General features: G+C 37.3%; 18 protein-coding genes, 1 tRNA gene and 1 pseudogene. 7 read left to right on the top strand and 13 right to left on the bottom strand.

Annotated features, from left to right (window positions below; all coding sequences use genetic code 11):
• From H560_RS0110360 to folB, 5 genes and pseudogenes are all read right to left on the bottom strand, one after another.
• The coding region (locus H560_RS0110360) for a transposase (RefSeq protein WP_027379984.1) at window positions 1–269 on the bottom strand (269 nt) is incomplete at its 3' end.
• A gap of 314 nt (window positions 270–583) precedes the next feature.
• Window positions 584–654 (bottom strand) — tRNA-Cys (locus H560_RS0110355).
• Window positions 655–714: 60 nt separating this feature from the next.
• Window positions 715–1,167 (bottom strand): annotated as a pseudogene (locus H560_RS22350) (RDD family protein); the annotation flags it as partial.
• Window positions 1,168–1,234: 67 nt separating this feature from the next.
• Window positions 1,235–2,599 (bottom strand): DUF4403 family protein, encoded by a 1,365-nt coding sequence (locus H560_RS0110345; RefSeq protein ID WP_027379983.1) that lies wholly within the window; start codon window positions 2,597–2,599, stop codon window positions 1,235–1,237.
• A 33-nt stretch (window positions 2,600–2,632) separates the two neighbouring features.
• Complete coding sequence (gene folB, locus H560_RS0110340) at window positions 2,633–3,001, bottom strand: dihydroneopterin aldolase (RefSeq protein WP_027379982.1); 369 nt, start codon at window positions 2,999–3,001, stop codon at window positions 2,633–2,635.
• A gap of 147 nt (window positions 3,002–3,148) precedes the next feature.
• Between folB and H560_RS0110335 the strand changes: the two genes are divergently transcribed.
• Window positions 3,149–3,349, top strand: a complete 201-nt coding sequence (locus H560_RS0110335) for a bacteriocin-like protein (RefSeq protein ID WP_027379981.1) — start codon at window positions 3,149–3,151, stop codon at window positions 3,347–3,349.
• Between the two features lie 100 nt (window positions 3,350–3,449).
• Here H560_RS0110335 and nadA read toward each other — a convergent pair whose 3' ends face one another.
• The 3 genes from nadA to H560_RS0110315 form a co-directional block, all read right to left on the bottom strand.
• A complete protein-coding gene (gene nadA, locus H560_RS0110325; RefSeq protein WP_027379980.1) occupies window positions 3,450–4,469 on the bottom strand; it encodes a quinolinate synthase NadA in 1,020 nt (339 codons plus the stop codon).
• Window positions 4,470–4,588: 119 nt separating this feature from the next.
• The gene (gene gmk / locus H560_RS0110320; protein ID WP_027379979.1) at window positions 4,589–5,152 is read right to left on the bottom strand and encodes a guanylate kinase; all 564 of its coding nucleotides are present in this window, start codon (window positions 5,150–5,152) and stop codon (window positions 4,589–4,591) included.
• 119 nt (window positions 5,153–5,271) lie between these two features.
• Complete coding sequence (locus H560_RS0110315) at window positions 5,272–6,129, bottom strand: YicC family protein (protein ID WP_027379978.1); 858 nt, start codon at window positions 6,127–6,129, stop codon at window positions 5,272–5,274.
• A 187-nt stretch (window positions 6,130–6,316) separates the two neighbouring features.
• Between H560_RS0110315 and miaA the strand changes: the two genes are divergently transcribed.
• Both miaA and H560_RS22345 read left to right on the top strand, forming a co-directional pair.
• Entirely contained in the window at window positions 6,317–7,240 is a 924-nt protein-coding gene (miaA, locus tag H560_RS0110310) for a tRNA (adenosine(37)-N6)-dimethylallyltransferase MiaA (RefSeq protein ID WP_027379977.1), read from the top strand.
• Window positions 7,241–7,287: 47 nt separating this feature from the next.
• A complete protein-coding gene (locus H560_RS22345) occupies window positions 7,288–7,893 on the top strand; it encodes a phosphoglycerate mutase family protein (RefSeq protein WP_051289265.1) in 606 nt (201 codons plus the stop codon).
• A gap of 69 nt (window positions 7,894–7,962) precedes the next feature.
• Here the strand turns inward: H560_RS22345 and H560_RS0110300 are convergent, their stop codons facing one another.
• The 4 genes from H560_RS0110300 to H560_RS0110285 all read right to left on the bottom strand — a co-directional run bounded on the left by H560_RS0110300 (window position 7,963) and on the right by H560_RS0110285 (window position 15,214).
• Window positions 7,963–9,375, bottom strand: coding sequence for an efflux transporter outer membrane subunit (locus H560_RS0110300; protein ID WP_027379976.1), 1,413 nt, complete (start codon window positions 9,373–9,375; stop codon window positions 7,963–7,965).
• A 294-nt stretch (window positions 9,376–9,669) separates the two neighbouring features.
• Window positions 9,670–12,852, bottom strand: coding sequence for an efflux RND transporter permease subunit (locus tag H560_RS0110295; protein ID WP_027379975.1), 3,183 nt, complete (start codon window positions 12,850–12,852; stop codon window positions 9,670–9,672).
• Window positions 12,853–13,100: 248 nt separating this feature from the next.
• Entirely contained in the window at window positions 13,101–14,261 is a 1,161-nt protein-coding gene (locus tag H560_RS0110290; RefSeq protein WP_027379974.1) for an efflux RND transporter periplasmic adaptor subunit, read from the bottom strand.
• Window positions 14,262–14,617: 356 nt separating this feature from the next.
• Window positions 14,618–15,214 carry a TetR/AcrR family transcriptional regulator gene (locus H560_RS0110285; protein WP_027379973.1) on the bottom strand — a complete coding sequence of 199 codons (597 nt, stop codon included), beginning with the start codon at window positions 15,212–15,214 and terminating at the stop codon, window positions 14,618–14,620.
• 307 nt (window positions 15,215–15,521) lie between these two features.
• Between H560_RS0110285 and H560_RS0110280 the strand changes: the two genes are divergently transcribed.
• Window positions 15,522–16,076 carry a thioredoxin family protein gene (locus tag H560_RS0110280; protein WP_027379972.1) on the top strand — a complete coding sequence of 185 codons (555 nt, stop codon included), beginning with the start codon at window positions 15,522–15,524 and terminating at the stop codon, window positions 16,074–16,076.
• Window positions 16,077–16,275: 199 nt separating this feature from the next.
• Here H560_RS0110280 and H560_RS0110275 read toward each other — a convergent pair whose 3' ends face one another.
• The gene (locus H560_RS0110275; RefSeq protein WP_027379971.1) at window positions 16,276–17,175 is read right to left on the bottom strand and encodes an AraC family transcriptional regulator; all 900 of its coding nucleotides are present in this window, start codon (window positions 17,173–17,175) and stop codon (window positions 16,276–16,278) included.
• A 123-nt stretch (window positions 17,176–17,298) separates the two neighbouring features.
• On the opposite strand from H560_RS0110275, the gene H560_RS0110270 reads away from it, so the two are divergent.
• From H560_RS0110270 to H560_RS0110260, 3 genes are all read left to right on the top strand, one after another.
• Window positions 17,299–18,528, top strand: coding sequence for an MFS transporter (locus tag H560_RS0110270; RefSeq protein ID WP_027379970.1), 1,230 nt, complete (start codon window positions 17,299–17,301; stop codon window positions 18,526–18,528).
• Window positions 18,529–18,530: 2 nt separating this feature from the next.
• Window positions 18,531–20,024: a trehalase family glycosidase gene (locus tag H560_RS0110265; protein ID WP_027379969.1), complete on the top strand. Its 1,494-nt coding sequence runs from the start codon at window positions 18,531–18,533 to the stop codon at window positions 20,022–20,024.
• Between the two features lie 87 nt (window positions 20,025–20,111).
• Window positions 20,112–22,556 (top strand): TonB-dependent receptor, encoded by a 2,445-nt coding sequence (locus H560_RS0110260; protein ID WP_027379968.1) that lies wholly within the window; start codon window positions 20,112–20,114, stop codon window positions 22,554–22,556.
• Window positions 22,557–22,650: the final 94 nt, after the last annotated feature.

Below are 22,650 nucleotides of genomic sequence, written 5' to 3'. Positions count from 1 at the left end.
ATGCCTACCGCCTTTTTTAAGATATCACGTTCAAGCTTTGTTTCTTCCAGTTCTTTGCGAAGTCTCAATAACTCTTCCCTTATTGGATCAGAGGATATTTGTTTTTCCTTGCTAAGTTTACCTTCTTTGTGAAGTTTTCGCCAATTAACGAGACTTTCTTTACAGATCCCAAATTCTTCAGCTACCGAGGATACATTGCCTCGCTGCTCACTTAAAGATACTGCTTGGATCTTAAACTCTAGACTGTAATTTTTTCTGATCTTTTTCATACTCTTAAAGATAAAGAGTATAAGAATTGTGTCCTAACAAAGTTAGCAACTCCACTTTGCAATGTATTTATATCAAATACAATATTAGTGCCCCATTAATTTCGCATTAATGCTGCACTTTAAAATATTACTATATGCCCAGACTTGCTCTGGGCATTTCTTATTTATGGTTGTTTCTATTGATTTATTAAAAAAATTTGGAGAGTAAACTGTAAATTTTTAGATGTTTTTATATTGTTGACACAAAAATAGACACAAAATAAAAATGCCTCTCTATAAATCACTGATAATCAGTTTTATATAGAAAGGCGATGAGGTACCTAGCGGATTCGAACCGCTGTAGATGGTGTTGCAGACCACTGCCTAGCCGCTCGGCCAAAGTACCATGTCTTTACCATTTTTAGGTGTGCAAATATAACAAAATATACTATTCCACAAAAGTTTTTCAGATAATTTCTTTTGTGCCGAGGCTTTCTATTTCGCTTTTTGCCTGTTTTTCAGCTTGATAATTTTTAATATTCACTACACGAGTGTCACTCCAGCTGTCGTGCCATCCGTTTCCTTCACCCAAAAATGAGAAGGCATCGAAAGGTACAAAGCGTGAAATATTGCGGATGAAATAGTCCTGAAACGTAGGCTGGGTACCATCTGTAGAAATTACTTTACTTCCTGTGATGTATTTACCAACGGTTCTTCCTTTTGTAAAATACTCCATAAGGAAAACATACAGAAAATATACTATGGTGGTGATCAATATATCTGAAAACCTATCAAGGTTGCCCAGTTTCTCTGCAATATTTACAAAAAAGGTAGTCCCGAACAAATTGTAAGTGAGAGCGCAGAAAATGCCGAACAAGAAGAAAAGTGCGTAAACAACAATTCTGTCAATGATCAGATTTGCAAAACGCTGTTAGTTGGTGGAACGGTTATTCTCTACAATTTTTAATATTTTTTTCATGAGTAATTTATATTCCTTTTAGTATTAGTTTTAAAGTTGCGTTTGTGTCAATTATGGTAGTAATGCCAGACGGATTCATAAGGATTCCTGAAGGTTTCAGGTTAAAAACTTTCCCGTTCATTTTTAATCCTTTATAATATTCTTTATTGAAGGCTTCTTCGATGCTCTTTCTCGAGCTGTTTTCCAGGTCTTGTGTGGGAATTCCGTACTCTTCTTCAATCATTTTTACAATTTTTCCACGGAAGAGAAGCGTAGCTGTTTTTTGAAGGATATTTGCTGTTCTCAGATTAAATTTCGTATTCGAGAGAACAATTTTCTTTTTTGTTTCATCATACACAGGAATTCCTGAAATAAATACTTTCCCTTTTACATAACCATCAGTTTCAGCTTCTATCATGACCTTATTTTCTACTCCATAGACTTTGATGTCCTTGATTTTAACCTGGGAACCTCTCAGATCATAATTTTTATTTAAAAACATGGTTCTTGCAATATTTGTTGCTTCAGAAAACGGAATATTTGCTGTTGTCTGAAGTAAAAAATTGTCATTGAGAACAGGGATGATATTAAAATTAGGTGCTGTTTTTATAGGCTGTGATGTGGCAGGCTTACTTCCTGTAAAGGTTTCGGAATAAATGTCGATTCCAATATTAGTGTCAATCTGGTTTCCATACACTTTCAGAGGAGTGATATTGACGCTTAGCGGGCTTATTTTCAACCACGTTTTATATTCTTCGGAAATATTAAAAGGCTGTGAAAAAACATTCCATGCCATCACGGCATATTGCTGGAAATTCAGCTGGGAAGCCATCTGCAGGTCTATGGTTTTGCAGAATTTTTCCTGCTGTTCTTTTAAGCTTTTTTCTACCAGTGAAGTAATAGGAATCTGAATTTTTCCATAATCCAAAACAGGTTTTGTTACCCACCTGAAGCCGTTCGGCTGGGTGTTTGTTGTGATGGTCCAGTTATTTTTGAAATTCAAATTGGTGTTAAAGGACATCACTGTTTCAAAAGTTGTATTCTGGTAGGTATAAACACCCAAAGTGCCGATGCCTTTTTCTGCCCAGATTTTTAGAGGAACTTCTATAAGAAGGTTTTGATTGGTTCCGCCTACCAGTCGTATGGGCCTTGTTTTCCAGACTTTTACCTTAAACTGGTCATTATTGTTGTCGGTGTAAGAATCGTCCTGATAGACAAGGTCTTTCACAGAAGCATTGATCATATTGCTGATCTCCGAAAGGGGGATAGTTACCGGCATGGTGATGCTGGATTTCATCTTCGGAAAATTATAGGCAGCGAGCTGATTATCAATATTCGACTGCCCGAAAGCACTGATAAAGCCTAGTAGAAATAATATTTTGATGAATCTCAACTGTGTAAATTTTTAATCAGCTAAAATAAGAATTTAATTTTCAGGTTTAAAGCTTTTTTCAAGCTCGATGCTTGCTCCTTTCATTTCACCCTGCATGGGTGGGGAAGTTTTTGTGATTTTTAATTTAATATAAGAAATGTCAGAAAAATTTTCGTGAATTTTAGAAATAATTCTTCCCGCTACATGTTCCAATAACTTAGACTTCACTTTCATTTCATTATGAATAATCTCATTGATATCCGCATAGCTGATCGTATCATTGAGGTCATCAGATTCGGCCGCTTTCCAAAGGTCTGTATGAATTTCCAGATTTAAAATATAGTAAGTCCCGATGATATTTTCTTCCGGTAAAACGCCATGGTAAGCGTAGATTTTTACATCTTCAAGATATATTTTGCTCATTTCTTTATTTTTACTTAGTAAATCGTTTAATTCTTCAAAATTAAGTTGTATTTCGGGACTTTTTAATTTTTTTATTAATTATTTTCAGTTTTATGTGATTTAGCAAAAATAATATTAAATTTATAAAAGAAACTAAATCAAATTATTATGAAAAAATTCAAAAAATTAAGCAGAAGAAATTTAGAACAGATTAATGGAGCAGCGGCTGACCCAAATTCATATTGTAAAGGATGCCCTGATCCCAATGCTGCGATTTCCTGCGAGGAATATTGGGCACTTCCTGCGAATTGTAGAAATTGTGTTCTTATCAATTCAGAATGTTATGTTTCTGTTCCGGGTGATTTGTAATGAAATCATTAAAAAAATCCGGAAAGGAATAATAAATTTAAAAGAAATTTTATACTCCTTTTTAAATAACAAAAGCACTGCGAAAAACAGTGCTTTTGGTTTATTTTATACTTTTTGAAAGATCAAGCATGGCTTCAATCGGTTTTAAAGCTCTTAATCTTAATTCTTCGTCAATCAGAATTTCCGGAAGCTCATATTTCATGCATAAATATAGCTTTTCCATTGTGTTACGCTTCATGTAAAAACATTCTGAACAGTTACAGCTTTCATCAAAAACCAAAGCAGGAATCAGTTCTTTATGGGGAGCACGTTTTTTCATTTCATGCAGAATTCCTTCTTCCGTAGCAATGATAAACTTCTGACAATCATCCTGTTCCACGTAATTTAACAGAGCAGAAGTGGACCCGATATAATGGGCTAATTTCAATACTGCTTCCTCACTTTCCGGGTGGGCAATCAATTTAGCATCAGGATTTTCGGCCAATTGTTTTGCAATCCTTTCCATGGAAAAAGCTTCGTGTACGATGCAGCTTCCGTCCCAAAGAATCATATCACGACCCGTTTTTTGAGATAAATATCTTCCTAAGTTTTTATCCGGAGCGAATATAATCGGTCTGTCTTTTGGCAGCGCTTCTATCACTGTTTCTGCGTTTGAGCTTGTTACAATGATGTCGCTTTCGGCCTTTGTTTCTGCGTTGCAGTTGATGTAGGTTGCTACCAATGCATTCGGGTACTGCTCACGCATTTTTCTTAAGCCTTCTCCTGAACAGCCGTCTGCCAGAGAGCATCCGGCCATAGTATCGGGAAGTACAACTTTCTTTGTAGGATTAAGAATTTTAGCAGCCTCAGCCATGAAATGGACTCCGCAGAATACAATCATGTCGGCATTTGTATCTTTTGCCTGTCTCGCCAATTGAAGGGAATCCCCCAGAAAATCAGCAATATCCTGAATTTCTCCAGGCTGATAGTAATGCGCTAAAATAACCGCATTTTTTTCTTCTTTCAATTGAAGAATGGCCTTTACAAGCTCTTCTCCTTGAGGAATTGCTATATCTTTTATATCCAGAAATCCCTTTACAGGAATCGCAGATTTAGCTTTTTCTAATGTTTCGGTACTCATATCACCCTCAATGTTTTAGAATTAGAAATTAGAAGTTAGAAATTAGAAGTTAGAATTTGAAATGTTTGAATGATATGCCGTAGTCAAACTTCCATCCTCCAGCTTCAGGCTTCCCTCCTTTAACTTCCAATAAAATTTCTTATTAAACTTTCTATTTCTTTTTTTGCTTTATTTAAATCGGAATTAATCACGATTTTATCAAATTCTTTTGCATAGGACATTTCTTCCTCCGCCTTTGCTACACGGGTTTTGATGGTTTCTGCATCATCTGTGCCTCTTGAGATCAATCTTCGTTCCAGTTCTTCAATGGACGGCGGTTCAATGAAAATTGACAAAGCCTGTTCTCCAAAATATTTCTTTAAAGAAACCCCGCCTTTTACATCCACATCGAAAATTACCACTTTTCCCTGGTTCCAGATCTTTTCAACTTCAGATTTTAAAGTTCCGTAATATTTATCCGTATAAACCTCTTCAAATTCTACAAAAGCTTCTTCCGCAATTTTCTGTCTGAATTCATCCGGAGTTAAAAAATGATAATCCACAGCATGTATTTCACTTGCTCTCGGCTGCCTTGTGGTGCAGGAAATAGAGAACTGCAATTCATTAAATACCTCCAAAGAATGCTTTACTAAAGTAGTTTTACCGCTTCCGGACGGCGCTGAAAATATGATAACCTTATTCATTCTTAATAGTTATGAATTATGAGTTATGAATTATGAGTTTATGAAACCTGCAACCAATAACCAATAACCAATAACCAGCAACAAGCAACTTATAACTCTTCATTAATAACTTATAACTTTTACAAAACGTTTAACGTTTGTTCTTTAATTTTTTCCAAATCATCCTTCATCATCACTACAAGCTTCTGGATTTCTGCATGATTGGCCTTAGATCCTAATGTATTAATCTCTCTTCCGATTTCCTGGGAAATAAAACCTAATTTCTTTCCGTTAAAATCTTCGTTATCCATTACTTCTTTATAATATTTCAAATGTTGGGAAAGTCTTACCTTTTCCTCAGAAATATCCAGTTTTTCCGTGAAATAAGCCATTTCCTGGTAGAAACGGGTTTCATCCACATTTTCAAATTCTTTTAAAGATTTTTGATAACGCTCTCTTACAGAGTTAATTCTCTCTTCTTCAAAAGGAACTACCTGGCTTAAGTATTTATCAATATTCTGAATGTTTCTTTCCAGTTCTTCATGCAGGATTTTACCTTCCGTTTTTCTGAATTCTTCAAAACGGTCTACCGCTGCATTTACAATTTTTGCGAGTGCTTCCCATTCGCCTTCCGATAATTCATCCGGTCTGGACGTGATAGCATCCGGAAGCCTTACCGCCATTTTAAGATATTCAAAATCAGGCCCGTCTGACGCGATGTTTCGCAGCTCATTCATGTAAGAATCAATTAAATTTTTATTGATTTTTACATCGGTAGATTCTTCCAGATTTTCTATGTTGATATAGCAGTCTACTTTTCCACGGATAAGCCTGTCATTAAGAATTTTTCTGATCTCAAATTCTTTTTCTTTATATCGTAAAGGAATTTTGATATTCAAATCAAAGCTTTTGCTGTTCAGAGATTTAATATCTATCGTAATTTTTTTTCCTTCAAATACATCTTCGGCTCTGCCGAATCCGGTCATTGATAAAATCATAGTTTTTTATTCTAGTACAAAGATAAACATTTAAGTCTATAGTTTGGCTAATGTTGAATGGCTGGAAGATGGAGGTAAGGAAGCGGGAAAATTGTCGTGGATACAGACTATGTAGAATTTTAACTTCCATCTTCAGGCTTCCATCTTCCGGACAATTAAAATAAACTCATTTTCGTAAATTAGCGCTGTGAAAAACAAAAATTTAATTTCTGTAGTAGGACCCACCGGAATAGGGAAAACAAGTCTCGCCATTGATCTGGCTAAACATTTCAATACCGAGATTGTTTCGTGTGATTCGCGCCAGTTCTTTAAAGAAATGAAAATCGGAACAGCTTCGCCATCGGAAGAAGAACTGGCGGAGGCACCTCATCATTTTATAGGAAATCTTTCGGTGGAAGACTATTATTCCATCGGACAGTATGAGGAAGATGCTCTAAGAAAGCTTAACGAACTTTTTGAAAATCACGAAACCGTTATCCTGGTTGGCGGAAGCATGATGTATGAAAAAGCGGTAATTGAAGGATTAAATGATCTGCCGGAAGCCGATGAGGAAAATCAGAAAAAATTACAGGAAATTCTGGAAAATGAAGGGATTGAAAAGCTGCAGGATATTTTAAAGGAGCTTGACCCCGAATATTTTGCGGTGGTAGATTTTCATAATCACAGAAGGCTTTTACGGGCTATCGATGTGATCTGGCAGACCAATAAAAAATACTCTGAACAGATTGCTGTTTCACAGGATTCCAGGGATTTTAATGTAATCCGAATCGGAATTGAAGCGCCGAGAGAGGAATTATACGACAGGATCAACAGGAGAGTGGATATCATGATGGAAAAAGGCTTATTGGATGAAGCGAAAAGCTTAGAAAAATTTAAGCATCTTACGGCCTTAAATACAGTTGGATACGCAGAGCTTTTTAAATATTTTGATGGGGAGTGGGAATTGGATTTTGCTGTTTCTGAAATTAAAAAAAACAGCCGGAGATACGCAAAACGTCAATTAACATGGTACAGAAAAGCGGATGATATTCATTATTTGCCCTTAGGTTATTCTCAAAAGGATTTTGAAGGGTTGCTGGATTATATTTCTTCCAGAATCGTAAATTATTAATTTTAAATTGAAAATATTGATTATTTTTAAAATCAAATTTTAGATAAATGATGATCAATAAATCAATAATTTCAGGGCTGTTTTTTCTTTTCATATTCAGTTTTTCTGCAGTTGTTTCCGGGCAAAAAATAAAGCAGTCTCTTTCTAATGAGCAGAATGAAAATCCTCTTGGGATTCCTTCTCCATCTCAAATTAATAGCACCGAAACAGTTTGCATTCTCCTCCGTCATGCAGAAAAAGGATCTGCCGGCAATGATCCGGATCTAAGTGCTGAAGGGCAAAAAAGAGCAGAAGAATTGAAACAGCTTCTAAAAAATGTGCATATTGATGGTGTTTATTCAACGCCTTTTAAACGTACCCGGCAGACAGTGAGTCCGTTAGCTATCGAAAAAGGAATTATGATACATGAATATTCGCCTAAAGAAAGCGCACAGCAATTTATTGACCAAATTCTTGCTGAGAATCAGGGTAAAGTAGTAGTGATCGTCGGTCATTCCAACACAATTCCTGAAATGGTAAAAATATTGAGCCATAATGCAATAGATGCGAAAATTAATGAAAATCAATTCGATACTATTTTTATTACAAAAAATTCTTCGGGTAAAGGAAGTATTTCTGCATTTCAGAAAAAATTCGGAACAAGTACTCCGTAATCATTTATGATTTTAAACAAAAAATGCGATCCCGAAAGACCGCATTCCATTAACAATGTAATTAATTTACTACTTCCAACCGCCTCCTAACGCCCGGTACAAATCTACAATGCTGCTCAATCTCTGTCTTTTTACGGACGCAAGATTAAGTTCTGCCTGTAAAGAATTTCCCTGAGCTGTTATTACTTCTAAATAATTTGCCAAGCCGCCTTTGTAAAGCATTTCGGCACTTTTAATTCCATTTTTTAAGGTTGCAACCTGTTCTGTTGCTTTTTGCTCCTGAACTTTTAAGCTTTCGTTTGAAACCAAAGCATCAGAAACTTCACCCACAGCATTTAAAACAGACTGACGGAACGCCAATACATTTTTCTCTCTCTGGATTTTAGCAACATTCAGATCTGTTTTTAATTGTCTTTTCTGGAAAATAGGCTGGGTAATTCCTCCTAAAACAGACCCGAACAGTGAAGCCGGAACCTGGAACCAGTTATCAATTTTAAATGAATTCACACCGCCGTTTGCAGTGATTCTCAATGCAGGATACATGCTGGCCTGCGCAATTCCTACCATTGCATTGGATTCAAGCAGCGCCAGTTCCTGCTGACGAACATCCGGACGACGGCTTACCATTGCTGCAGGAAGCCCGGCAGAAATATCCTGTGGTAAAGAGGTATCAGACATTTCAATTGTTCTGCTGATTTTACCTGGATTTTCACCTACCAGAATGCTCAATGCATTTTCCTGAATGGCAATATTTTGTTCTAGTTGTGTGATCAAAAGTTCTGTCGATTGCTTTTGAGCTGTTGCCTGCTGAACACCCAAAGATGTGGTGTCGCCGCTTTGCCACAACTTTTCTGTAAGAGAAAGTGTGTTTGTGCTTAATTCTAAATTTGCTTTTGCGATCTGCATTTGCTTATCCAGCATCAATAGATTGTAATATCCTTGCGCAATTGCTGCAACTACTTGTGTCTGAATCGCTTTTGTCGCCTCGTAAGTCTGCAGATACTGCATTCTTGATACTTCCTGCTGATTTTTAATTTTTCCCCAAATATCAGCTTCCCAAGATAGATTGAACGCTGCATTGTAATCTTCAACATGGCTTTGACCTAAAAATAAATTTAAGCTCTGACCGTTCATGCTGTTTTTTGAGGGTCTGGAAATTTGTGCAGCAACTCCGAAACCTACATCAGGATACTGAAGGTATTTTGCCTGCTTTAGTTTTTCCTGTGAAGAGGCAACCTGTTTTAAAGCAATTTGTAAATCGTAGTTGTTTTTAATTCCTTTTTCAATCAGGCTCTGTAAAATGGGGTCGTTGAAAAACTGTCTCCATTCCAGATTCGCAACGCTTGCTGTATCGGCAGTTGCGGTGTACGAGAATTTTTCAGGAAGCTCAAGGTCCGGTTCCGTGTATGCCAGTTTGGACACACACGAAACGGAGCCTAAAGCCAATATGAATGTTAGAAAAATATTTTTTACTTTTTTCATAGTTTTTAAACTTTTATTTGAATACAAAACTTTGAGAGATGTTTGCGCAAAGGTGTCTTTAGTAGGAGATTGCTCTGCTTTATATGATATAAGTTTGAATGGTTGCTTCTCTATTTTTTGTTTTAACCACAGATTTCACGAATCTCACAGATGATTATTTTAAATCTTAGATTTGAAAAAGACTTATGTGTTCTTTTATATTCAAGGCTTTAACCTTAAATAAGTTAAGTGTAAAATCTTTTGTGACTTTTGTGGTTAAGCCAAATCTCTCAAAGTTTTGCAATTCATTTTTTATTAATGAGTAGTTGCTAAAAGTTCTGCCTCCATTTTTTGTCTTTGAAGTCTTTTCTTTTTTCTGCTCGGCATTTTTTCATGTAAATACTGGAAGATCACAAACATTACAGGAATAATGAAAATCCCGAAGATTACTCCCGTCAACATACCACCTACCGTACTGAATCCTATTGAATGATTCCCTTTTGCGGAAGCTCCCTGAGTGAAAACAAGGGGCAGCATCCCAACGATGAATGCGAAAGAGGTCATTAAGATTGGTCTTAAACGTAATCTTGATGCCTGAAGCGCAGATTCCAGTAATGATCTTCCCGCATTTCTTCTTTGTACTGCAAATTCTACAATCAGAATCGCGTTTTTCGCTAATAAACCGACGAGCATGATTAAACCAACCTGTACGTAAATATTATTATCAATTCCGGCAAGTCCCGTAAAGGCAAATACTCCGAAAATACCCGTTGGAATCGTTAAGATAACTGCAAACGGCAGGATATAACTTTCATACTGCGCTGCCAATAAGAAGTAGACAAACAGGATACTTAGCATAAAGATAAATGCAGTCTGTCCGCTGGTTTTGATCTCTTCACGGGTAATCCCTGTCCATTCGTAACCGTAACCTCTCGGTAATGATTTCTGGGCAACTTCTTCCACCGCTTTGATCGCATCTCCGGTACTGTATCCCGGTTTTGGAGTTCCGTTGATGGTAACCGCGTTGAAAAGGTTGTTTCTGGTCACTGTTTCAGGCCCGAAAGCTCTTTTTAAAGTCACTAATGTTTTTACAGGAACCATTTCGCCTGATTTATTTTTAACATAAATTCCTTCCAGAGAATTTGCATCGGTACGGTAAGGAATATCCGCCTGTGCCATTACCCTGTAGTATTTCCCGAATCTGTTGAAATCTGAAACGAAGCTACTTCCGTAATAAATCTGCATCGTCTGCATCAATTCTGTGATGGAAACGCCTAACTGGTTGGCTTTATCATTATCAACCTCAATCGTGAACTGCGGATTTCCTGCTGCATACGTTGTGAAGGCAAATGCAATTTCCGGTCGTTTCATCAGTTCCCCGATGAAAGCCTGGGTATTCGTTCCTAGTTGTTCCAAAGAACCGTTCGTTCTGTCCTGAAGCATAAACTCAAAGCCGGAAACGTTACCAAATCCCTGTACTGTAGGGAAGTTGAAGAAGAATGCGCTGGCATCTTTTACCTGGGAAACTTTTCCTGTTAATCCCGCTGCAATCTGATCCGGATCGGTTATCTCACCACGCTGGTCATGATCTTTCAGCTTAATGAAACCTGCAGAATATGGAGAAGCGTTTGCGTTACTGATGAAGTTCAGACCGTCTGCAACCCAAAGGTGATTTTTAGCCTTTTCACTGTCAATGATTTTGTCGATTTGCTCAGTTGCTCTGTGTGTTCTGTCCAGTGAACTTCCCGGAGGTGTGTTTACCGCATACAAAATGAATCCCTGATCTTCCGTAGGAATAAATCCTGATGGTGCTTTTTTGATTAAGAAAACACTTGCCGCAGTAATTAAAACTAATCCTCCGATTGCAACCCATTTATTTTTAATTAAAAATTTAAGGCTGTAGATGTATTTTTTAGTAAGATTATTAAAACTTACATTAAATGCATTGAAAAATCTTGCTCCGAAACCTGTTTTTTTACCGTGTTCTCCATGCTCTCCCTGAGGATCATTTAAGAACATGGCGCATAAGGCAGGACTCAACGTTAATGCATTAACTGCAGAAATAAGGATCGCAATAGCCAGTGTAAAAGCAAACTGTCTGTAGAAAACTCCCGCAGGACCCTGCATGAAGCCTACCGGAATAAATACGGCACACATTACGAGTGTAATGGAGATGATCGCCCCGGAAATTTCACTCATCGAGCTCATTGTGGCCTGTTCTACAGGCATTCCCGTATGTTCCATCTTGGAGTGGACGGCTTCTACCACCACAATCGCGTCATCCACCACAATACCGATGGCGAGTACCAAAGCGAACAATGTCAACATGTTGATACTGAACCCAAATAGCTGTAGGAAAAAGAAGGTACCGATAATCGCCACCGGAACTGCAATGGCAGGAATTAATGTAGATCTGAAATCCTGAAGGAAAATATAAACTACAATAAATACAAGGATAAATGCAATCACTAATGTCTCAACAACCTGATGAATTGAAGCATCCAAAAAGTCTTTGGAGTTGTACATAATGATTGGCTCAACACCCTTTGGAAGGGTAGTTTTAAACTGATCAACCTGTTTTTCAATTTCAGTTAAGATTTCATTGGCATTAGATCCTGCCGTCTGCATAATCGCAAATCCGGAAACCGGCTTGCCATCCACTCTGTTAGCTGCTGTATATGTATAAGATCCGAATTCTACTCTTGCCACATCTTTCAGCCTTAGGAAAGAACCGTCGCTGTTAGCTTTAATGGCAATATTTTCGTAGTCTTCGTTTTTGTTTAATTTACCTTTATATTTTAAAATATATTCGTATGTTTCTTTACTTCCCTGGCCTAAACGTCCCGGAGCTGCCTCAAGGTTGTGATCTTTTACGGCATTCAACACTTCCTGCGGAGAAAGTCCGTTTGCAGCTAATCTGTCCGGTTTCAGCCAAAGTCTCATGGAATAATCTCTCGTTCCGAAAACCTGTGCCTGAGCAACCCCCGGAATACGCTGAATTTGTGGAATGATATTGATTTTCAGATAATTCTGTAAGAAAAGCTCATCATATTGTTTTGGATCGTCACTTGATAATCCCATAAACATGATCATACTGTTCTGTACTTTCTGCGTTGAAATTCCCGCCTGAACAACCTCCTGCGGAAGCTGGCTCATTGCTTTGGATACACGGTTCTGAACGTTTACGGCAGCATTATCAGGATCAGATCCCTGTTTGAAAAATACGCTCAGCGTCATGGTACCGTCGTTACTTGAGTTGGAGGTCATGTAAGTCATATTCTCAACTCCGTTCACTGCTTCCTCAATCGGTGTTGCTACCGAACGGGCCACCACTTCCGCATTCGCACCCGGATAGAAGGCAGTCACCTGAACACTCGGCGGCGCAATATCCGGAAAGAGGGCGATGGGTAAATTAAAGAGGGACAATGCCCCCAATAATAAAAGTATTATGGAGATGACCGTTGAAAGGACCGGTCTTTCTATAAATTGTTTTAACATAAGAAGTTTATTTTTTAATGATGCTTAAACTATATTCTCACCACAAAAGGCACAAAAGCTTTCAGCCGAATTAAGATTAATTGCTAATATTTAAAGTTCACAAATGAAAATCATAGATTTCAAAAACTTATGTGTTCTTTATATTCTTAATAATTTGAACTCATGTGACTCATGTGTTTAAAATCTTTTGCGACTTTTGTGGTTAAAAGATGTTTAAACAGTTCTTATAATTGTCCTGAAAGGATCGTTTACAACGGTTTTGCTTTCAGCAAACTATCGGAAGAAATTGCTTTAGGCTTAATAGAAGCACCGTCTTTTAAGTTCCCGATTCCTGTGTATACTATTTTTTCTCCAGGCTGTAATCCTTCAGAAATGAAGTAGTAGCTGTCTGTTTTTCCTGAAATTTTTACAGGCTTGCTGGTAACTTTCTGATCTTTTCCTACTACGTAAACGTAAGTCTTATCCTGAATTTCAAACGTAGATTCCTGTGGAATAACCACTGCATTGGACAATAGCTGCGGCATGCGGACACGGCCGGTATTTCCTGTTCTCAGGGTTCCGTTAGGATTTGGAAAAACTGCGCGAACACTGATGGCACCTGTAGTTTTGTCAAACTGACCGTCTACAATCGTCATTTTTCCTTTTTCAGGATAGATGCTGTTGTCAGCAATTACCAGCTCTACCATTGGCATATCTTTTAGCTTTTCTTCTAAAGTAGCGCCCTGATATTTATTCTGAAATGCAATGAAATCCAATTCACTTAAAGAAAAATAAGCATAAATCTCGCTGATGTCAGATAATAAAGTCAATGGATTCGGGTCTGTTCTTGAGATAAGGCTTCCTTTTTTGTAAGGAATTCTCCCTATGTAACCGCTTACAGGAGCTGTAATGGTGGTAAATCCTACATTTATTTTTGCGCTCCCTACTGATGCTTTGGCCTGGGTAGCGGCGGCTACAGCGGCTGCATAATTGGCTTTAGCAGTTCTCAGCTGTACATCAGAAACTACTTTTGCTGCAACCAGAGGTTCTAGTCTGTCAACCTCTACTTTTGCTTTTTGAATATTAGCATTAGCAACCTGCAAATTGGCGCTGGCCATATTCATCTGCTCGCCATAAGCTCTTGAATCTATTTTAAATAAAGGCTGTCCGGCTCTTACGTAAGCACCTTCTTCCACATAAATTCTATCAAGGTAACCATCTACCTGCGATCTGATTTCTACATTGTTCTTTCCCTCCAATGCGGTCGGGAATTCCTGATAAGTGGTTGCAGGTGATGTAATTACGGTATAAACTGGCAATTCAGGGGCGGGAGGAGCTGCATTGGAACCTTCTGCTGCCTTTGTGCAATTTTGTAAAAGGATAATACTTGATATAAGTACGATGAACCTTATTTTTCCAGGTATTTTCATTTTTAGTTTAAATTTTTTAATGAAGTGTTAAATTAAATAATGTTGTTTTTAATAAAATATCTGTTATTTTTCCTAACGGTGTTAATATTTGGTTCAAAAAAAATTACAGAATTCTTAATGTTGATCAGCTACATGTTTTCATAATCGAAGATGTTTTAATGTTGGTTTAGTATATAAAGATGAGGTGTACTATGTGTTAATTTTACTAACGGTGTTAATTAATCAGGTACGGAAACTCCTGAATTGTGAACATTTTACATAGTGGCTTTTTAGTTTTTAAATTGTTTTTAATGAATAATTTACATTAATTGAGTGTTAATATTCCTAACGGTGTTAATTTTTTATTCAAAAAAAATTTACAAAGACTTAATGAAAGCAGATACTGTTTCGTCCAAAGTCGTTTTGTTCATTGTAGATGGAATATCATCATTACGCATCATCATAATTGAAATCAAACCATGAACCGCCGAAAATAAGGCGTGAGACATGTGACAAGCATTATCAGGATTGGATCCGTTTTTCTTGATAATCTCGTAGGTACAGTCGTAAAGCATATCCTGAAAAGAAGAAAATTCTTCCTTCATAAGCCCTTTCCCGCTGCATTGCATTCCTAATCCGAACATCAGCTGATAGTATTCTTTGTTTTTAAAAGCAAATTTCCAGTAAGCATCTACAATTGCCTGAAGCTGTTCTTCCGGAGTATCATGCTTTTTCTGAGCTTTTAATAATTCTATGTGAAGCTGATGGAAGCCGTTAAGTGAAATTTCAAATAAAATAGCTTCCTTGTTTTCAAAATAATCATACACTACAGGAGCACTGTACTCAATAGCATCGGCAATCTTCCTTATAGAAAGTGAAGCCCAGCCTTCTGTTTTTGCCAAAGAAAATGCCGCATCCAAAATATTGGCACGTATAGATTCTTTCTCTCTTTGACGTCGTTCATGTAAACCCATGATAATTTTACTAACAGTGTTAGCAAAACTACAAACTTTTTACTATTACTTCCAAACAAATTTCTGAGTTTAACTTTTGACTGACAATTTCAGGACGGTTAAAATTATAGCAGAATGCCGGATTAAAGGAGGCTGTACGTTGTTTTAAAACTGAAAATTGAAATTATTGTAAAAATTAATGAATTGCATAGCCTAATTCAATGAATATTTTTCTTTTCGGAATTGCATTAATTTTCGATATCCATCTTCGAGCTTACAGCCTACATAATAAAAGAAATCTTTATCTTTGTGATCAAATAAAAAAGATATGAATACTCCTTCAAATATGATAGAACTGGGAACGAAGGCACCGTTTTTTGAGCTTCCGAACCCATCAAAAAGTAACGAAATTCAGTCACTGGATGATCTGAAAGGGGAAAAAGGCACGTTGGTGATCTTCATGTGCAACCATTGTCCGTTTGTGCTTCACGTAATTGATAAACTTAATGAATTATATGAAGATTATAATGAAAGAGGGATTGAATTTATCGCGATAAACTCGAATGATGTAGAAAAATATCCTGCAGATTCTCCGGAAAAGATGATCGAATTCCAAATTGAAAGACATTTTGATTTTCCTTATCTGTATGATGAGAGCCAGGCAATTGCAAAGGCTTACGACGCAGCCTGTACACCGGATTTCTTTTTCTTTGATGAAAAATTAGACCTTATTTACAGAGGGCAGATGGATGATTCCAGACCTAGAAACAACAAGGATGTAACGGGTGAAGATTTAATTATTGCTTTTGAAAATCTTTTGCTGGGCGAGCCTCAGGAGGAAATTCAGAGACCGAGTATGGGATGCAATATTAAGTGGAAATAATTATTTTGGTTGCGGGTTGTCGGTTGACAGTTTGCAATTTGATATAATATAAAGCTGTTCTTTTTGGACGGCTTTTTTATTATATAAGTTTGACATGCTTCGACTTCGCTCAGCATGACAATGCTAATACTAACTGCTTTACAGTATGCAGAATGATTTCCGCTGTCATGCTGAGCGAAGCCGAAGCGTCTCAATTATTTTAAAACGTAGCCTTAACCTTAGCCTCAACTTTCAAATCCACATTCACCTTATTGTGCGAAAAGTTTTTAATAAACTCGGACGGTGTTTTCCCTGTATATTTTTTAAACATTCTGTTAAAATAAGTCACATTATTAAAGCCACAACTGTAGCTGCATTCTGAAATGCTTTTATCCTGCGCCATCAGCAGACAGGCTTTGTTGATACGATACCTGTTTACAAATTCAGTAAACGTAATCTGGGTCGCTTTTTTAAAAAAATTACAGAAAGCAGGCAACGTAAGATTCGCCAGCTTTGCGACCTCTTCAATATTGATTTCCTTATCGTAATGATGCTCTACATAAGTAAAAATATTCTCCAGGCGCGTTTTATTTTTTGATATGATGGTGTAAGGCATGATTTCCTTATTCAAAAGATCATAATCTTCACATTTTGAGAGCTCAAATAAGATTTCTAATAGCAATAAATATCTTTTATAACCCTCTGATTCCAGCATCAGCTTTAATTTTGGGAGCATGGATTTTTTGATTTTACTGTGAAAATGGATGCCGTATTTGGATAGTTCCAGCAGATTTTTAATTGATCTCGCTTCAACTTCCTGTTGCGGAAACTGTAAAATTTCTTCCTTGAATTGAAGTACAATTTCTTCATGCGGATCAATGGAATTGAGTCCAAATCCCGAGTGAGGAATATTAGAACCTATTAAAACCAGATCACCATCCGTGTAATTGCTTTTATGATACCCCACATGCCGGGTTCCGCTCCCGGAAATGACACAGACAAGCTCTATTTCCGGGTGATAATGATATTCCCATTTGAACTCTGAAATAGGAGAATTATTATGAATTAGGCGAAAAGAGCTCTTTTCATCGGGAATCACTCTTTCAAATGTAACTTTCATTTAGTTAATCATATTTTAATGACTAAAATAATAATTATATTAATATAGTTCAAATATTGATTTATCGTGTTAAATTAATGTTAAGCTAAATGCTTATATCTTAGCCGTCAAGAAATCATTTCAATGAAAAATTTCAACATTAAGGCAGTTTTATTTTTAAATTATTTCGTTTTTGCAATTCTTTTGAATTCCGTAGGAACAGTGATTTTGCAGGTGCAGCAAAATTTTGGAATTTCAAAGTCAGGAGCGAGCGTGCTGGAGGGGTTTAAAGACCTGCCGATTGCTATCTGCTCATTCATTTTAGCCTCATTTTTACCCAAAATAGGGATCAAAAATTCTATGCTGATCGCGCTGTTTTTAGTGAGCTGCATGTGTTTTGTGATGCCTTTTACCAATGATTTCTGGTTTTTTAAGCTCCTGTTTACCATTGTCGGGGTTTCATTTGCTTTAATTAAAATTTCGGTTTTCACGTCCATCGGACTGGTAACGAACACAGATAAGGAACATTCAAGTTTTATGGGTTATCTGGAAGGGTTTTTCATGATCGGCGTATTAATGGGAAATGTTTTATTCAGCTTATTTATTGATGACCATAATCCAAGATCAACCCATTGGCTGAATGTGTATTGGGTACTGGGCGGACTTTCCACGCTGTCTTTTCTGTTCTTATTTTTCACAAAATTAGACGAGCATGAAGCGAAAAGTGAAAAGACAGATTTGCTGGGAGATTTGAGAAACAGTGCGAGCTTATTCAGCTACAAAAAAGTGTTATTCTTCTTGTTATGTACTTTTCTTTTTGTGCTGGTAGAGCAGAGTTTTCAGACCTGGACACCTACTTTTTACAAGGAAATTTTAAAAGTCCCTACTTCCATGAGCATTCAGGCGGGAGCGGTTTTAGCGGGTGCTTTTGCCTTAGGAAGGTTTTTATCCGGTTTTTTCTCAAGAAGATTCAGCTGGATTTACGTGGTTTCCTTTTGTGTGGTTGGTTTTGCAGTCAGTATTTTACTGGTTTTACCGTTGACCCATGATATTCATATTGATACGGCTACAACCTGGCTTAATGCTCCTCTTGTAGTGTACTTATTCCCGTTAATGGGCGGTTTACTGGCTCCGATTTATCCAAGCATCAATTCTGTAATTTTAGCATCCATTCCCAAATATTTGCACAGCGCCATGTCTGGTCTTATCGTTGTTTTTTCTGCAATCGGAGGAACAATCGGGTCAATAATTACGGGCTTTGTATTCCAGGAATTCAGTGGTCAGGAGGCATTCTATTTGTCATTAATTCCGCTTTCTCTGTTGATTATTTCAGCAATTATTATGAATAAATTAAAAATTAATCCTAAAAAATAAAAATGAACAATCCATTATATATAAGCGAAATTCAGGTACTTTTTGATGATGTCCAGAGATCAAAGGTTTTTGAAGATCAAAAAATGATGACCGATGCGGTTCCGCTGTTTCCGATTGCTGAGATCAACGCAAAATATCAACAGGAAAAACAGAATGAAAATTTTAGTTTAAAGGAATTTGTACTCTCAAATTTCGATTTTTTAGGAGCAAAAGTTTCTATCCAGAGAGAAGATCATCTGCCGATTAATGAGCATATTGAAAAACTTTGGGATGAGCTGACCAGAACGGCTTATGAAGACAAAGGAACTTTACTGAAACTTCCAAGGCCTTACGTGGTTCCGGGAGGCCGTTTTAATGAATTTTTCTATTGGGACAGCTATTTTATCATGTTGGGATTGCAGGTTTCCGGAAGGGTGGAAATGATGGAAAATATTATTGAAAACTGTTCTTATTTAATCCAGACTGTTGGATTTGTTCCCAATGCAAGCCGTACGCATTTCTTAACGCGTTCGCAGCCGCCATATTTTTCTTTGATGCTGGATCTGCTTTTTGAAACAACTAAAGATCAAACTGTTTACATCAAATATCATGATACTCTAAAAAAGGAATACGCTTTCTGGATGAGCGGAATCGAAAGATTAGAAAAAGGTTCGGCTATTAAAAGGGTTTTGAAAACAAAAGATGGAGATATTTTAAACAGATATTATGATGCTGAAAATGAGCCCCGTCCTGAAAGTTATTTAATTGATATTGAAGATAATAAAAATACATCTGAGGAATTTTACCGGAATATAAGAAGCGCCTGCGAGTCGGGTTGGGATTTTTCCAGCAGATGGTTTGCAGACGGTGAAAATATACAGACCATTGAAACTCTGAATCTTGCCGAAGTAGACCTGAACTGTCTTTTATGGCATTTGGAAAAAACATTGACGATGTCTTCAGCTCTTCAGAATCTGTCTGAAAAAGAAAATTATTTCAAAGAAAGAGCTGCCCAGCGAAAATTAATGATCGATAAATATTTCTGGGACGAAAATTCCGGAACATATAAAGATTTTCACTCGAAAAAAAATATAAAAACATCTTCAGAACATATTGCAGCGCTTTACCCTTTGTTTCTTGAAGTGGCAAATGACAAGCAGGCTGAATCTGTGGCAAAAATTATTTCAGAAAAATTTTTGTATCAGGGCGGATTGGTCACCACTACAAAAAATTCCGGGCAGCAATGGGATTTACCGAATGCTTGGGCGCCTTATCAATGGCTTGGTTTTAAAGCAATGAAAAACTACGGATTCAATGATCTGGCGGAAAAAATTAAAGATAACTGGTGTTCCAATGTGGAAAGGGTTTACAACAATACCGGAAAACTAATGGAAAAATATAATGCTCTGGACACAGAAACGATTGCAGGAGGCGGAGAATATCCGAATCAGGACGGCTTCGGGTGGACGAATGGTGTGTATTTGAAATTAAAGCATAATGAAACATTAAGGAATTAAGAATTACTTCAACTTAAAACCTTCCATTTTCTTACTGTTTAAAATAAATTTTAAAAAATTAAAACTAACTATAAAATTAATATGGCTATGAAAAAAAGATCGATTTTCTTGCTTGCCGGAATTGCAACGCTTTATTTTAACAATGCGTATGCTCAGGAAACTCCGGCACAAGATTCTACAAGATTGTCAACTTCCATTGATCAGGTGGTGATTACAGGTAACTCGAACCCGAAAAAGAAAATAGAATCCAGCACGGCAATTTCTACATTCAGTGCAAAAGAAATTCAGAAGCAAAACCCCATCAGTGCGGCAGCTTTGCTACAGAGGGTCCCTGGTTTTGCGGTGGAAACTTCCGGTGGTGAAGTAGGAAACAACCTTTTTGCAAGAGGGATTCCTTCTGCAGGAGCTTACGAATTTGTGCAGGTTCAGGAAGACGGATTACCCGTTTTCGAAGACGGAGCCCTGCAATTTGCCAATGCGGATAATTTCTTCCGTGTAGACAATTCTGTAAGCAGACTGGAAGCTTTAAGAGGGGGGTCAGGATCTATTTTCGCGAATAATTCTCCCGGAGGTCTGATCAATTTTATAACTAAAGAAGGCGGTAATGATTTCAAAGGAACCGCAAAATTAGAAACAAGTACTTATGGTTTGATGCGTACCGATGTCAACCTGGGTGGAGCTTTGGTTGAAGATAAATTATTTTTCAATGTCGGCGGATTTTACAGAACCGACAACGGAATCAGAAAAACAGGTTTTAAAGCCAATAACGGCGGCCAGATCAGGATGAATCTGAAATATGTGTTCGATAAAGGCTATGCAAAAGTCTACTATAAAAAACTGGACGACAGAAATACATTCTTCCTTCCAATTCCTTTGGTTCAAAACGGGAATGATCTGAAAGAGTTTTCAGGTTTTGATGCCAATTACGGAACCTATTCTTACAGGACGATCAGCCAATTGAATATTCCGCAGGCAGGCGGTGGATTTTTCAGCAGAAATTTAGAGGATGGAATTCATCCCAAAGTAGATGTGCTGGGAGCAGAGTTTAAATATGATCTTGGAAATAATTTCTCTGTTGTAAACAAAACAAGATATACAAATATCAATATGAATTACACCGGAATTTTTCCGGCGGGCGGACCTCAAACAATGTCTGATTTTGCTAAATCGGAAGGAATTGCTGGAAACACCTATCAGTATTCATTAGTAAGCAATGGTACAATTGTTAACCCTCAATTTGTTCAAAAATTAGGATTCTGGGCAATTGACAAACAGATGAATAATTTTGTAAATGATTTACAATTCAATTATAAATTCGACAAAGGAAATGTAACGGCAGGTTTCTATAAATCCAACTGGAAGTCCCATCAATACTGGAACTGGAGCAATATTTTAACCACAGCTACAGACAGGCCGTCGCTTCTCAATCTGGTGGATACTTCTTTGGCTCCTACAGATACCGGATATTCCAAAACCTATAACGGGGTTACAGACATGTCTTTCCTGATCAGAGATTCGCAGATTCAGGGAAGCTTGAATGATGTGTATTTAAATTTAGATTATAATATTACAGATAATTTGAGTTTCAATGGTGGAATCCGCTACAGCCGCGATTTTTATAAAGGATATGGAGTAAGCACCACCACTTCAAACTTAAATAATTCCGGACTGACAACAGACGGGACACATTCTTTCCTGACCACAACTGCTGACGATAATATGGCTGTTTTAGGAAACAAATATACTTACTGGAATTATGATATCAGCAGGGTATCTTTTACGGGAGCAATGAATTATAAAATCAACAGGGAAAATGCGGTCTATGCCCGTTTTTCCAATGGTTTCAGGTCTCCGAACGAAGAAGCGTATTATAACAATATGAATAACCTGTCGGCCATAAAGCCGGTAACCACCAATCAGCTGGAAGTAGGATATAAATATTATTCAAGGACATTTGATGTGGCGGTAATTCCGTTCTATTCTACCCTGAATAATCTTTCATTTACAGATGTTTTCTCAGACGGAAGTTCGGAAAATAAATTCGCCAATACTACCAATTTCGGGGTGGAGTTGGAAGGTTACGCGAGATTGTTCAATAATATGCTGGAAATTACCTTCAACGGAACCGTTCAAAACCCAAAATATAAAGATTTTACGGGAAGAAATGCAGACGGATCCACATTCGATTATGATGGAAATACAGTAAGGAGAATGCCGAAGTTTTACTTTAATATTTCTCCGGCAGTGAATATCACCAAGCAATGGAGAGCTTATGTAAGCATGAATTATTATGGAAAACGTTTCCAGGATGAAAAAAATGCACAGACCCTGCCTTCATTTTCAGAAGTGGGAGCGGGAACGTCTTACCAGTTAGGAAAAATCCGTTTTGCGGTTGACGGAACCAATATCTTCAATACCATCGGAATTACAGAAGGTGATCCGAGAGCAGGATCTCCAACGGGCGACGGAATCATTATGGCCAGACCAATTATGGGTGCGGCGGTAAGAGCTTCCATTACTTTGGATTTCTAAATTTAATTTCTTCATAAAATTGATAAACCGCCGGATTTTTCTGGCGGTTTTTAATATCAATAGGGGCGGGCTTTAGCCCGCTTATTAAATTAAT

The sequence above is a fragment of the Chryseobacterium daeguense DSM 19388 genome, assembly GCF_000430825.1.
Lineage (GTDB): Bacteria > Bacteroidota > Bacteroidia > Flavobacteriales > Weeksellaceae > Chryseobacterium > Chryseobacterium daeguense.
The sequence above is the reverse complement of the archived record's forward strand: the minus strand, read 5'-3'. Positions and strand labels throughout refer to the sequence as shown.

What these genes read in the sequence shown, in the direction of transcription:
- H560_RS0110270 (WP_027379970.1), top strand. Translation starts at nt 17,299, where the DNA reads ATGAAAAATTTCAACATTAAGGCAGTTTTATTTTTAAATTATTTCGTT.
- H560_RS0110300 (WP_027379976.1), bottom strand. Translation starts at nt 9,375, where the DNA reads ATGAAAAAAGTAAAAAATATTTTTCTAACATTCATATTGGCTTTAGGC.
- H560_RS0110260 (WP_027379968.1), top strand. Translation starts at nt 20,112, where the DNA reads ATGAAAAAAAGATCGATTTTCTTGCTTGCCGGAATTGCAACGCTTTAT.
- H560_RS0110265 (WP_027379969.1), top strand. Translation starts at nt 18,531, where the DNA reads ATGAACAATCCATTATATATAAGCGAAATTCAGGTACTTTTTGATGAT.
- H560_RS0110280 (WP_027379972.1), top strand. Translation starts at nt 15,522, where the DNA reads ATGAATACTCCTTCAAATATGATAGAACTGGGAACGAAGGCACCGTTT.
- H560_RS0110285 (WP_027379973.1), bottom strand. Translation starts at nt 15,214, where the DNA reads ATGGGTTTACATGAACGACGTCAAAGAGAGAAAGAATCTATACGTGCC.
- H560_RS0110290 (WP_027379974.1), bottom strand. Translation starts at nt 14,261, where the DNA reads ATGAAAATACCTGGAAAAATAAGGTTCATCGTACTTATATCAAGTATT.
- folB (WP_027379982.1), bottom strand. Translation starts at nt 3,001, where the DNA reads ATGAGCAAAATATATCTTGAAGATGTAAAAATCTACGCTTACCATGGC.
- nadA (WP_027379980.1), bottom strand. Translation starts at nt 4,469, where the DNA reads ATGAGTACCGAAACATTAGAAAAAGCTAAATCTGCGATTCCTGTAAAG.
- H560_RS0110295 (WP_027379975.1), bottom strand. Translation starts at nt 12,852, where the DNA reads ATGTTAAAACAATTTATAGAAAGACCGGTCCTTTCAACGGTCATCTCC.
- H560_RS0110315 (WP_027379978.1), bottom strand. Translation starts at nt 6,129, where the DNA reads ATGATTTTATCAATGACCGGATTCGGCAGAGCCGAAGATGTATTTGAA.
- H560_RS0110275 (WP_027379971.1), bottom strand. Translation starts at nt 17,175, where the DNA reads ATGAAAGTTACATTTGAAAGAGTGATTCCCGATGAAAAGAGCTCTTTT.
- H560_RS22345 (WP_051289265.1), top strand. Translation starts at nt 7,288, where the DNA reads ATGATGATCAATAAATCAATAATTTCAGGGCTGTTTTTTCTTTTCATA.
- gmk (WP_027379979.1), bottom strand. Translation starts at nt 5,152, where the DNA reads ATGAATAAGGTTATCATATTTTCAGCGCCGTCCGGAAGCGGTAAAACT.
- H560_RS0110335 (WP_027379981.1), top strand. Translation starts at nt 3,149, where the DNA reads ATGAAAAAATTCAAAAAATTAAGCAGAAGAAATTTAGAACAGATTAAT.